Source organism: Peribacillus sp. JNUCC 23, assembly GCF_053653995.1.
The window spans coordinates 3,033,954-3,046,053 of the sequence record NZ_CM132202.1 but is presented as its reverse complement, the minus strand read 5'-3'; the positions used below and the strand labels follow the sequence as shown (position 1 = coordinate 3,046,053).

Below are 12,100 nucleotides of genomic sequence, written 5' to 3'. Positions count from 1 at the left end.
GGAAGGAGGGGAACAGATGGCTGAAAAATCAGCACGTTCCAAAGAGGTTGACAATAATGATTTGAATTTAGATCAGGTGAAAGAACAACTGCTTGAGTTAGGGAAGAAGAAAGGGTCATTGTCCCTTGAGAAGATTGCAGCGCGACTCGGAAGCTTTGAACTGGATTCAGATCATATGGATGAGTTCTACGAATTTTTAGGTGAGCATGGTGTCGAAATTCTTACTGATGGTGAGGAAGAAGATGACGATGACCCAAATGAAAAAGAACTACAAAAAGAAGAAGAATTTGATTTAAATGATTTAAGTGTACCACCTGGGGTGAAAATTAACGACCCTGTCCGCATGTATTTGAAAGAAATCGGCCGAGTGGATTTATTATCTGCCGTAGAAGAAGTTGCCCTTGCAGAACGTATCGAAGAAGGTGATGAAGAAGCAAAACGCCGTTTAGCTGAAGCGAACCTTCGACTAGTAGTAAGTATTGCTAAACGTTATGTAGGCCGAGGAATGCTCTTCTTAGATCTTATTCAAGAAGGAAACATGGGTCTAATTAAAGCCGTTGAAAAGTTTGATTATCGTAAAGGATTCAAATTCAGTACGTATGCCACATGGTGGATCCGCCAAGCCATTACTCGTGCGATTGCAGACCAAGCACGTACAATTCGAATTCCTGTGCATATGGTTGAGACGATCAATAAGTTAATTCGTGTTCAAAGACAATTGCTTCAGGATCTTGGCCGCGAACCTTCTCCTGAAGAAATTGCTGAAGACATGGATCTGACTCCTGAAAAAGTTCGTGAAATCTTGAAAATTGCACAAGAGCCAGTATCACTAGAAACGCCAATCGGCGAAGAAGATGATTCTCACTTAGGCGACTTCATTGAAGATCAAGATGCGACATCACCTTCTGAGCATGCGGCCTACGAGTTATTGAAAGAACAGCTTGAGGATGTTCTTGATACACTCACGGACCGTGAAGAAAACGTACTTCGTCTTCGTTTTGGTCTTGATGATGGTCGTACACGTACACTTGAAGAAGTCGGCAAAGTATTTGGTGTTACGAGAGAACGTATTCGCCAAATCGAAGCTAAGGCACTGCGAAAACTAAGACACCCAAGCCGAAGCAAACGTTTGAAAGACTTCTTAGAATAAGATATCCCATCAAGTAAACTTTTTAAAACCTAGGGTCTGACCTAACACTATTTATACCGTTTATTGTGTCATCTAAACGATATATAGTAGATGGAAGGTCTGGCCTTTATTTTGTTTTTTACACATATTGGCGCTCGGGCTAATATGTGTATTTAATCTGCCGATATAGTTAATAAACGATTGCTTTAGGATGTGCGTATATGAACGAAACGCGAAAGAAAATTATTATCCAAGAAATTATTTACTGGAAAAGGAACAGATTACTGCCAGAACACTATTGTGATTATTTACTCGTGCTTTACAGCGGCGGTGAAGAAGTGAAGTTTACCAACTCAACCAGGACACCTTCAAGAAAAACAGCAAATTATCTGTATGGCATCGTAGTACTCCTTTTATTTTTTACTCTATTTTTGAATTATTTTACTCAATTTGCTGTTGGTTTGCAAATGGGTCTGACCTATTTTTTACTTTTATCCTTAATTAGCTGCACCATATTATTTTATAAGAAAAATATCCACTATCAGTTTCCACTCATTGGTTCTATGGTTGTTTTACTGTTAGCGACGATCCAAACAGCTAAGTACATGGCTTCTGGACAAGAAATCGTCCTATATATACTTTTACTCGTCAATTGTGCGATTTGGTTTGTTTTAGGTAAAAAGATGAAATTTCCTCATTTCCTAGTTTCGGGAATTTTGGGATTAACAGTAATTCTTTACTTCATAGCTAGATTATACAGTATTTTTTGAAAATAGAAAATATTCTATTGGATTTTTCTAGAAGTTTACAAATATTTTAATTAGAATCAGGATAAATTTGCCTTAAATAAGAAATTATATAAGTTATTCGTGTTTAGGTCTTTTCCTTATTTCTTTTTTCTAGTAAACTAAAGATGCTTGTATATTTATTTATTATGAACAGAATAGTAATACATAGGGAGGTAATTCTATGAAACGCAATCCAGTTATTCCGTTTATTCTTATTATGGTATTTGGAATTGGCTTGATGTTCATGCTTTCTTTCAAGGGGCTTGGTGATGCGAAAAACATCGCTGAGGAAAAAGAAGGCGGTAGCGAAAAAGCAGGGGAGCAAGTTGCTGCTTCACCAGAGGAACTGTATAAAACCAATAGTTGTATCGGTTGTCATGGAGGAAACTATGAAGGTGGAATGGGTCCTAAATTAGCTGGCGTAGCCGATCATTTATCGGTGGATGAAGTCAAAGACATCATCACGAACGGTAAAGGCGCAATGCCGGGCGGATTGATTCCAGCAGACAATATAGATGCGATGGCAGAATTTATTCACGGTTTGAAATAATGTAAGCGAGTAGCAGCATTTCTATTAGGAATGCTGCTGTTTTTTTAGGAATTTGCTCATAAGACAAGAATTTTGACGAACTCACTTGGATGAACCAACTCACATACAGCGAATTCCGTGTAAATAGAACATAGACGAAAAAAATTAATGATGCGCCAAATTGAAAAAGAGCAGATCCCAATAAAACTTTTGGGATCTGCTCTTTTGACTAGGAGTAGTTTTTGACATTGATGGTTTCGTGTAATCATGTGACAATTAAAATTAGCCAAATAAGGTAGAATACAACAAGAATAAATTAAGACAAATAATTAATACAGCGACAAACCAAGCACTAATCGTCGTTATTCGGTGGTTTGTAAGATTACCCATAATTTTTTGGTTACTCGTAAACATAATTAATGGCACTAAAGCAAACGCAATTCCAAAGGAAAGGACCACTTGGCTCATAACAAGAGCTTTAGACGGGTTAACCCCCATCATAATGATCGCTAACGGCGGAATCATCGTAATAATTCGTCTTAAATAGATCGGTATTCTCTTTTTGATAAAACCCTGCATGACGACATCGCCCGTCATTGTACCAATAGAAGAACTTGAAAGTCCTGCCGATAATAATCCAATTCCAAAAAATATCGCTACAGAAGGACCTAGTAATAGGCTAAATTGATTAAACGCCACATCTAAATCCTCGACGAATAAACCATTTTTATGAAAAAGAGCCGCCGATACAATTAACATACTAGCATTGATTGCGCCAGCAATAAGCATGGCAATCATGACATCAACAAACTCGAAACGAAAGATCATTTTCCGCTCAATATCATTTTTGCCGACAATTCTATTTTGTGTTAAAGCGGAATGTAAATAAATAGCATGTGGCATGACAGTAGCTCCAAGCATTCCAGCAGATAATAAAATGCTATCTACATTTTCAAATTTAGGTGTAAAGAGTCCTGAAAGAACAGCGGAAGAATCAGGTTGTGCAAAAAAGACTTGAATACCAAATGCAATCACAACCACAAAAATCATTCCTGTAATAACTGCTTCTAATGTACGGACACCTCTTCTTTGAATTTCTAAAATAGCAAATGATCCTATAGCGGCAATGATCGCAGACGTTATAAGTGGAAGGTCGAAGAGTAAATAAAGGCCAAGAGCGGCACCGATAAATTCAGCTAAGTCAGTAGCCATAATAACAATTTCGGCTTGTATCCATAACAAGATGGAAGTTTTTTTTGAAAATCGCTCCCGGGATACCTCCGCGAGATTTTTCCCAGTGGCGATTCCTAATTTAGCTGACATCGTTTGAATTAATGCAGCCATTAAATTAGAAGCGAAAATGACCCATAGTAAGGTGTATCCATATTTCGAACCGGCTGCTATATTTGTAGCATAATTTCCAGGATCAATATATGCGACAGCTGCAATGAAAGCAGGGCCTAAAAAAGGCAACAATCGTTTCATTCCTTTAGCATCTCCTCGTAATGAATGAGAAGCGGATTTTGACAGTCCCTTCGAATTAGCCATGATGTTTGCAACCTCCTTTTTCGTCTAACTGATAAAGTTTCGTTAAGGAAACTTTATTTGATGGTAACAATTATATTCGCTAATTATTAAAAATGTCAAAGAGAAATGAATGAAGCATTTATACCGGTATAACCGACTGTAATATCCCACCTCAATTTTTGTTTAGAGAACCGAGAAAAGATAGGTAGGGGATAAAAACTCACTAATGGAAGTTTCAATTTATTGGTATACTTACATGATAAATAAAGTAAAATCCTAATGCTTAAAGTACGTGTTCAAAAAGGGGGATAAAAGAGCTGAGAAGTTCTGCGATCGTCTCAAACCTTGCACGTATGCAGTGAGGACCGGACTTGCACTGGATGTGCACGATTTTAACGGAAGACCAAAAATGCGCGACGAAGAAATTCGGAAGCTATTTATACCGGACTTTTTGAACAGCCTTTTAAAATACAACGTTCTTCATCAATATTAAAAGAATGATTATCTAGTCCGATATCCGTATTTTAAGTAATTAAGGATCGATGATAGCTTTTCTTATAATCGCAGTTCTTATCAATTTTTGTTATAATTTATGTACGATGCCAATCTAGCTTGGACGTAAATTGAAAAGAGAGATGATAACATGAATCATGAAAAACTATCGATGAGATTAGAGCGAGTTGCTACATATATACCAAAAGGAAGCGTGTTGGCTGATATTGGATCAGATCATGCGTATTTGCCTTGTTATGCAGTGCAGAAAGGGATCACCGTAAAAGCAATTGCGGGAGAAGTTGTCGAAGGACCCTTTCAATCGGCAAAAAAACAAGTGGAACAGACGGAATTAGAAGATCAAATAGATGTACGATTAGGAAATGGCCTTGACGTGTTGGTCCCTAATGAGGCGACATGCATCACGATTGCCGGGATGGGTGGAATATTAATTTCGTCTATTCTTGAAAATGGGAAAGATAAGCTTGGTGCTGTAAAAAGGCTTGTTCTTCAGCCTAATGTCGGTTCAAATGTTGTCCGTAACTGGCTGCTTGAAAATGATTGGGAATTGGTGAATGAAGAAATTCTTGAAGAAGATGGAAAAATTTATGAAATATTAATTGCCGAGCGAGGAATACCTGCCAAGCCTTATGCAAATCATGCTGAATCCGCTCTGCTTTTTGGACCATTTTTAATGGCACAGCGTCATGAAGTATTTTTGAAAAAATGGCAGCTAGAAAAGGAACATTGGCAAAGAATTATCAGAGAGATGGATGAAAAAAGTCAGCATGCTGCAACAAGTAGTAAGCGTCAGGAATTGATGGATCAAATTCAAAAGGTGGAGGAGGAATTAGGGATATGAAAACGGCAAATGGCCACCAAATCATTGAATTATTTGAACAGTTTTCACCAAAGCGATACGCAGCTATGGAAAACGATCCGATTGGCCTCCAAATCGGCAGTTTGAAAAGACCTGTAACAAAAGTATTGGTGGCACTTGATGTAGTACCGGAAGTGGTTGATGAAGCAATCGAGGCTGGGGCTGAGCTTATCATTGCGCATCATCCATTCATTTTCCGTCCATTGAAAAAAATTGATCTGACGGAAACAAGTGGTCAAGTGATTGAAAAATTAATTAAGCATGACATCGCAGTCTATGCTGCACATACCAATTTGGATGTCGCAAAAGGCGGCGTGAATGATTTATTGGCCGACGCATTAGAGTTGCAACAGACTGAAGTGCTTGTTCCTACACATGAAGTGAAGTTGAAGAAACTTGCTGTGTATGTTCCAGTTGATGCTGCGGATATAGTGAGAGAAGCAATCGGAAAAGCTGGAGCAGGTGCGATTGGCAACTATAGTGATTGTTCGTTTTCGATGGAAGGAACAGGAAGATTTTTACCGCAAGAGGGAAGTAATCCGACGATCGGTTCAAAAGGAATCATCGAAAGTGTTGCTGAAGTGCGTATTGAAACGATTTATCCTGAAACCGTTGAGCGAAAACTTCTCTCGGCTTTGTTTAAAGCTCATCCTTATGAAGAGCCTGCTTATGATCTATATGAGCTAGAAAACATTGGGGAAGTATTGGGTCTCGGTAGGGTTGGTACATTAAAGGAAGAAATGACACTCGAGCAATTCGCGGGTCATGTGAAGAAAACACTCGAAGTTGATACGGTCCGCATGGTAGGAGACCGTCAGGCATTGGTAAAAAAAGTCGCAGTTCTAGGTGGAGATGGAAATAAGTATTTCACCCAAGCGTTATTCAAAGGTGCCGATGTATATGTAACGGGTGATATGTATTATCATATCGCGCACGATGCAAAAGCGATGGGATTGAACATTATTGATCCAGGACATAACGTGGAAAAGGTCATGAAAAAGGGAGTAGCGAACGTCATGGCTGCTCGCTGTGATGCAAAAGGACTTGCTGTTGAATTCATCGCCTCTGCCATTCATACGGATCCATTTACATTTATCTAAAAAAAGGGTCTGACCTCACAAACTATACACCGTTTATTGACTCACTTATTCTTCAAATAAACGATATTAGTAGATGTGGGGTCTGACCCTTTTACTTTGACGATTACCTTAAGACTTTTGCTTGATTTTCGGCAAGATTTTCGTTAATGGTACTTTCTTTGTCGTATCCCAAGTGGACTCATCTTCTGGATCGTAATTCTCTAAAAATGTAATGACTTCTTTCGTAATCGGTGTTGGAGTGGATGCACCTGAAGTTACTCCAACTGTTTTGGCATCCTTTAGCCAGTCTAACTGAAGCTCAGACAGATCAGCGATTCGATACGCTTGTGTGTCAGCAATCTCAATGGATACTTGTGCAAGGCGATTGGAGTTATTACTTTTAGGGTCTCCGACAACAATCAGCACGTCGGCTTCACCAGCTTGCTTAGCAACGGCTTCTTGACGCACTTGGGTCGCCATGCAGATTTCTTTGTGTACTTCACAATGTGGATATTTCTCTTTCACTTTTTCCATAATTTCTACAACATCCCATTGGCTCATTGTTGTTTGGTTCGTAACAATGATTTTATCGTCTTTTAGTATTAATTTCTCTACATCTGCAACCGATTCAACCAAATGAACCATATCTGGTGCAACGCCAAGAGCTCCCTCGGGTTCTGGATGATTCTTTTTCCCGATATAAATAATTTGATAGCCAACAGACGTTTTCTCCCGGATTAAATCGTGAGTAACAGTAACATCTGGACAAGTCGCATCAATGCTTACAAGTCCTTTTTCTGAAGCTAATTTTCTAATTTCAGGTGAGACGCCATGGGCAGTGAAAATAACAGTACCGCCATCCACTTTTTCAAGAATTTCCTTCCGATTATTTCCGTCAAGCGTAATGATTCCATCTGCTTCAAAAGCATCTGTCACATGTTTATTATGAACAATCATGCCTAGTATATAAATTGGACGTGGTAATGTTTTATCTAAAGCCGCATTCCGAGCGATAACCATAGCATCGACAACGCCATAGCAATAGCCGCGCGGTGATATTTTAATTACTTTCAATGTGGTTCCTCCTTATATGGAAAAAGAAATCCATGGATACACTATATATTATATAAGAGGTTACGAGATATTACAAAGAATGTTGGTATGTGAAAAGAGAGTGATCAAAAAAAGTGGTAAAAAGCTTGTGGATGGCCTCCAAAATCATGAATGAATTGTGCAAGCTTAGGCCTCTCATATTAATAGCATAAGGGAAGGGGAGAGATTGCTCATCCAACTTCTCGGTTTTATTTATCCTGCATTAACGGAAAGTCAAGACCCCCATCTCAAGGCTTTAGAGGAACCGAGGAAGAACTGCCCAATCTAGTTGCGGCTCCTAGCCCGTCTGAGGTCATAAGCTGTAATACTCTGTGGCAAACTACGCCACGCGGTATTACAGCTTATGCTTGTCGGGGCTGGGCAGTCGCCTCACTTTTTGAAGTAAAAGCCCGATTGGTGAGATACAGTGAAACTTGCCGATGCGAAAGCGAAGATCTTAGCAACAGTAGAACGAGACTAACAATCAGTGGGGGATAAAGAAAACCCCCACTGATAGAAGTTTCACTTTATCCTGCTTTTTGAAATGCATTAAAAGCTCAAGTAATGAAAAAGAATGCAGAGAGGGTCTGCATTCAGATTAGATATATAATTTAGGACTCGAATCACCTTGTGTTGTTCTTTTTTTCCGCGGTTTCTTTTCGGGAACTGTTTCCTCTGTGATAGCTTTGCTCTCTTCTATGGGTGTTGTATTTTCCACTGTTTCCTTTGGTGTTTCTTCAGTTGAATCAGTTGATCCTGAGCTTTTCAAACCTTGATAAATCTTCCACATGGACGGGATATTCTTAACGATTGGACCATATTGTTGAATCATCGGTGTCACTTGTTCGGCTGCTTGTAAGACTTTTTGTGTGTTTGCTAACATGCCTGAAAGGGCACCTGGGTTTTTTAACGTTTCCAGAATTCCGCCGGCACCTGCGCCAGTCGTTGCTGCCCCACCTCTTGTTGCTTGACCGGCAGCAGATGGAGGGGCGAATGGGTTACTAGGAGCTTTATTTTTATTTTTACCTAATAACTTGGATAATAGTCCGCCCGATGAAGTCGGCTGTTGCTGCTGATTTCTCTGACCTTGCCCAAATCCGAATCCGGGATTCATACCATTTCTAGCCTGTGAAGGGGCGAATCTAGCTGGCCCAGAAAATCCATTCTGGCCTCTGAAGGATTGCGGATTACCGTTCCCACGCCCATGCCCGAATCCTGGGCCTTGCCCGAACATTCTATTTGGAGGCATATTGTCACTCCTTTCTAAAAAACTTCCCCCGATGTGTGTTCTATATAAATTATGCATAAGAAGGAAAAAGGTTATCTGTTTTGGATTGTATATGAAAAGTGTATGTATAAACTGAATAGTTCGTTCCATTCGACTCATCATTATTATGAAATAATATACGCATACTTGCGTATTACACTACTCTTAAACTATAATAAGTAGATATGTCAAGGTTCTGATGAAGATTAGAAAGCCTGACGATTTAAAGGAGTTTTTAGATGAAGCAAAACAATTTTGAACGATTTAAGTTGCAAAGCTATATGATAGAGGCCGTGGAGGCATTAGGTTTTGATAAACCGACGGAAATACAAGAGCGTGTAATTCCGGCTGTTCTAAAAGGGACAAGTCTAATTGGTCAATCGCAAACAGGTACGGGGAAAACTCATGCGTATTTACTACCAATTATGAACAAACTTGATAGCACAAAAGAAGAAGTGCAAGCGATTATTGCAGCACCAACACGTGAGCTTGCCAACCAAATTTATAAAGAAGCTCTTAAGATTGCTGAGCATTTTCCAGAGGAATCACCTCTTGTGGTTCGCTGTTTTATTGGCGGGACGGATAAGCAACGTACAATTGACAAGCTAAAAACGCAACCGCAGCTCGTGATTGGTACACCAGGAAGAATTAAGGATTTAGTAGCGGACCAAGCACTCCGCGTTTTCACTGCTGATACGCTTGTTGTCGATGAAGCAGACCTAATGCTCGATATGGGCTTTATAGAAGATGTTGACAAATTTGCATCGAAAATGGCACAGCATATTCAAATGCTGCTCTTTTCAGCAACCATTCCTGAGAAATTAAAGCCATTTATGAAAAAATATATGAATAATCCGAAGCATGTCCAAGTTGATCCAAAGCAGGCAGCTGCAGTGAAGATTGAACATGTCCTCGTGCCATTGCGTCATCGTAATAAAACACAGTTGTTACACGACTTAGTTGTGAAATATAATCCGTACTTAGCGATTATATTTACCAACACGAAAAAAATGGCAGACACCGTTGCGGATGCTCTTATTGAAAAGGGATTAAAAGTCGGCAGAATTCACGGTGATCTTTCACCGCGTGATCGTAAGAAAATGATGAAGCAAATTAATGACTTGGACTACCAATACATTGTTGCGACTGATTTAGCGGCTCGTGGGATTGATATTGAAGGTGTTTCTCACATTATTAACTTTGAACTACCATCAGATCTTGACTTCTATATTCATCGAACAGGGAGAACGGCACGTGCTGGCTATTCCGGAATCGCTGCCACGATCTATGATGTTTCTGACGAGGATGCGTTAAACCGATTGGAGAAATTAGGAATCACTTTCCATGATACGGATATCGTAAATGGTGATTGGGTGGAAATCGATGCTCGTAATAAACGAAAACAACGGAAAAAACAAGGAAACGAAATCGACGAAAAAGCGAAAACGATGGTAAAAAAACCGAATAAAGTCAAGCCGGGCTATAAAAAGAAAGTTCAACGCGAAGTTGAAAATTTCAAAAAACGTGAGCGTCGCTTACAAAGAAAGAAATAAAATAAAGTGAAACTTCCTTCAGTGGGGTATTATAGCCTGTTAAACCGGAATAAAGGTTAGGAGGATACGATGATGAAAATAGGATCACATGTCTCGATGAGCGGGAAAAGCATGTTGCTTGGAGCGAGCGAGGAAGCCGTTTCTTATGGTTCGAATACGTTTATGATCTATACGGGCGCCCCGCAAAATACGAGGCGTAAGAAGATTGAAGAGTTGAATATTGAAGCAGGCAAGCAGCATATGGCCGAGCATGGGATTACAGATATTGTCGTTCATGCCCCATATATCATTAACATCGGAAACTCGCAAAATCCGGCAACCTTTGAGCTAGGTGTGAATTTCTTACGAAGTGAAATTGAACGAACGGCAGCACTTGGAGCGAAACAAATTGTGCTTCACCCTGGTGCGCATGTTGGCGCTGGACCGGAAGTGGGGATCAAGAAAATTATTGAAGGCTTAAATGAAGTGCTCATTTCCGATCAAGAGGTGCAAGTTGCACTAGAAACAATGGCAGGAAAAGGTACTGAATGTGGTAGAAGCTTTGAAGAGCTAGCGATGATATTCGACGGTGTTGCCCTTCATGATAAATTATCTGTTACCCTTGATACATGTCATATCCACGATGCTGGGTATAATATTATCGAAGATTTTGACGGCGTTTTAAATGAATTCGATAAAATCGTTGGCCTTGATCGCTTAAAGGTGTTACACATTAATGACAGTAAAAACGAACGCGGCGCGCGCAAAGACCGCCATGAAAACATTGGCTTTGGCCATATCGGTTTTGAAGCGTTGCGCTATATAGTTCATCACCCACAGTTAACAGAGATTCCAAAGATTCTTGAAACACCATTCGTTGGTGAAGATAAGAAAAATAAGAAAGCTCCATACAAATTCGAAATTGACATGTTAAAGGGAGATTCCTTTGATAGCAGTCTTCTTGAAAAAGTTGTATTAAGTTAAGTAAAAAAACAGCGAATGGTAGATGTTAGCCGTTCGCTGTTTTTATCGTGAAAGCAGCATGGGGATGAGATAAAAGGCAAAAGTGGATTAAACGAAAAAGGTGTGAGTGGAATCAAGGAATAAGTATAAGTGGATTTTTACAACTGAAAAAACATCTCCTTATCCAATAAGAAGATGCTACCCGTTCGTTATAGCCATTTTTCGGCCCAATTTTCAAATGAAGTAAGCGCTTTCGATAATTCGGTCCCTTTTTTAGTTAAAGAGTATTCAGTCCGAATCGGGCGATCTGCAATCACATTACGAATAACAATGCCACTATCCTCAAGCTCTTTAATTCGTTCATTTAGGACTCGCTTACTCAAGTTAGGGATATAAGTAGCAATTTCACTAAATCTTTTTGGCTCATCCTTCAAAGTATAGAGAATTAAACCTATCCATTTTTTCCCTAATAAATGATAGGACTGTTCTACTTTTTCACATAGCTTCTCTTCTTGTTTTGCCTCAATCATATTTTATCACCTCATATCTTTAGTGTATTCTAAATCACAAAGGGAACAAATAGTAACTAATAATATTTTTGAACAATAATAAATTATATTCTATGTAATCATATGATAACACATAATACTTTTTAAATGTATGTTTAATGCCATTATTATCGATTTTAGTAAACAAGTGTAACAAAAAAATAGGTTATATAAAATTACTATGTTATTATTAATACAATTCGTATATTCTAATTAATATGACAACTAAAAGGTGCTGATCTCTTTTTTATCGTTTCAAACACAGAATTATACT

At 39.0% G+C, this 12,100-nt stretch carries 11 protein-coding genes; 7 read left to right on the top strand and 4 right to left on the bottom strand.

Annotation, left to right across the window (positions count from 1 at the left end):
* Nucleotides 1–16: 16 nt before the first annotated feature.
* The 3 genes from rpoD (at nt 17) to cccA (ending at nt 2,467) form a co-directional block, all read left to right on the top strand.
* Nucleotides 17–1,150, top strand: a complete 1,134-nt coding sequence (rpoD, locus tag JNUCC23_RS14695) for an RNA polymerase sigma factor RpoD (RefSeq protein WP_062177924.1) — start codon at nt 17–19, stop codon at nt 1,148–1,150.
* Nucleotides 1,151–1,350: 200 nt separating this feature from the next.
* Nucleotides 1,351–1,899: a hypothetical protein gene (locus tag JNUCC23_RS14690; protein ID WP_454212097.1), complete on the top strand. Its 549-nt coding sequence runs from the start codon at nt 1,351–1,353 to the stop codon at nt 1,897–1,899.
* A 199-nt stretch (nt 1,900–2,098) separates the two neighbouring features.
* Complete coding sequence (cccA, locus tag JNUCC23_RS14685) at nt 2,099–2,467, top strand: cytochrome c550 (protein ID WP_062177929.1); 369 nt, start codon at nt 2,099–2,101, stop codon at nt 2,465–2,467.
* A gap of 261 nt (nt 2,468–2,728) precedes the next feature.
* On the opposite strand, the gene JNUCC23_RS14680 is transcribed toward cccA, so the two are convergent.
* The gene (locus tag JNUCC23_RS14680; protein WP_454212095.1) at nt 2,729–3,994 is read right to left on the bottom strand and encodes an Nramp family divalent metal transporter; all 1,266 of its coding nucleotides are present in this window, start codon (nt 3,992–3,994) and stop codon (nt 2,729–2,731) included.
* 622 nt (nt 3,995–4,616) lie between these two features.
* Here JNUCC23_RS14680 and JNUCC23_RS14675 point away from each other — a divergent pair.
* Nucleotides 4,617–5,327 carry a tRNA (adenine(22)-N(1))-methyltransferase gene (locus JNUCC23_RS14675; RefSeq protein WP_062177935.1) on the top strand — a complete coding sequence of 237 codons (711 nt, stop codon included), beginning with the start codon at nt 4,617–4,619 and terminating at the stop codon, nt 5,325–5,327.
* On the top strand, nt 5,324–6,445 hold the full coding sequence (locus JNUCC23_RS14670; RefSeq protein ID WP_403070026.1) for a Nif3-like dinuclear metal center hexameric protein: 1,122 nt from the start codon (nt 5,324–5,326) through the stop codon (nt 6,443–6,445). Before JNUCC23_RS14675 ends, JNUCC23_RS14670 begins: the two co-directional genes overlap by 4 nt.
* 108 nt (nt 6,446–6,553) lie before the next feature.
* Here JNUCC23_RS14670 and JNUCC23_RS14665 read toward each other — a convergent pair whose 3' ends face one another.
* Both JNUCC23_RS14665 and vrrA read right to left on the bottom strand, forming a co-directional pair.
* Nucleotides 6,554–7,498, bottom strand: a complete 945-nt coding sequence (locus JNUCC23_RS14665; protein ID WP_403070030.1) for a 4-hydroxy-3-methylbut-2-enyl diphosphate reductase — start codon at nt 7,496–7,498, stop codon at nt 6,554–6,556.
* Between the two features lie 616 nt (nt 7,499–8,114).
* Nucleotides 8,115–8,765, bottom strand: coding sequence for a VrrA/YqfQ family protein (gene vrrA / locus JNUCC23_RS14660; protein WP_454212092.1), 651 nt, complete (start codon nt 8,763–8,765; stop codon nt 8,115–8,117).
* Between the two features lie 257 nt (nt 8,766–9,022).
* Here vrrA and JNUCC23_RS14655 point away from each other — a divergent pair, with 257 nt between their 5' ends.
* On the top strand, nt 9,023–10,336 hold the full coding sequence (locus JNUCC23_RS14655; RefSeq protein WP_062177949.1) for a DEAD/DEAH box helicase: 1,314 nt from the start codon (nt 9,023–9,025) through the stop codon (nt 10,334–10,336).
* A 69-nt stretch (nt 10,337–10,405) separates the two neighbouring features.
* Nucleotides 10,406–11,299 carry a deoxyribonuclease IV gene (locus JNUCC23_RS14650; protein WP_062177952.1) on the top strand — a complete coding sequence of 298 codons (894 nt, stop codon included), beginning with the start codon at nt 10,406–10,408 and terminating at the stop codon, nt 11,297–11,299.
* Between the two features lie 188 nt (nt 11,300–11,487).
* On the opposite strand, the gene JNUCC23_RS14645 is transcribed toward JNUCC23_RS14650, so the two are convergent.
* Nucleotides 11,488–11,808 carry a winged helix-turn-helix transcriptional regulator gene (locus JNUCC23_RS14645; protein WP_062177955.1) on the bottom strand — a complete coding sequence of 107 codons (321 nt, stop codon included), beginning with the start codon at nt 11,806–11,808 and terminating at the stop codon, nt 11,488–11,490.
* Nucleotides 11,809–12,100: the final 292 nt, after the last annotated feature.

Coding starts and splice junctions, on each gene's coding strand:
- rpoD (WP_062177924.1), top strand. CDS start 17: ATGGCTGAAAAATCAGCACGTTCCAAAGAGGTTGACAATAATGATTTG.
- JNUCC23_RS14690 (WP_454212097.1), top strand. CDS start 1,351: ATGAACGAAACGCGAAAGAAAATTATTATCCAAGAAATTATTTACTGG.
- cccA (WP_062177929.1), top strand. CDS start 2,099: ATGAAACGCAATCCAGTTATTCCGTTTATTCTTATTATGGTATTTGGA.
- JNUCC23_RS14680 (WP_454212095.1), bottom strand. CDS start 3,994: ATGGCTAATTCGAAGGGACTGTCAAAATCCGCTTCTCATTCATTACGA.
- JNUCC23_RS14675 (WP_062177935.1), top strand. CDS start 4,617: ATGAATCATGAAAAACTATCGATGAGATTAGAGCGAGTTGCTACATAT.
- JNUCC23_RS14670 (WP_403070026.1), top strand. CDS start 5,324: ATGAAAACGGCAAATGGCCACCAAATCATTGAATTATTTGAACAGTTT.
- vrrA (WP_454212092.1), bottom strand. CDS start 8,765: ATGCCTCCAAATAGAATGTTCGGGCAAGGCCCAGGATTCGGGCATGGG.
- JNUCC23_RS14655 (WP_062177949.1), top strand. CDS start 9,023: ATGAAGCAAAACAATTTTGAACGATTTAAGTTGCAAAGCTATATGATA.
- JNUCC23_RS14650 (WP_062177952.1), top strand. CDS start 10,406: ATGATGAAAATAGGATCACATGTCTCGATGAGCGGGAAAAGCATGTTG.
- JNUCC23_RS14645 (WP_062177955.1), bottom strand. CDS start 11,808: ATGATTGAGGCAAAACAAGAAGAGAAGCTATGTGAAAAAGTAGAACAG.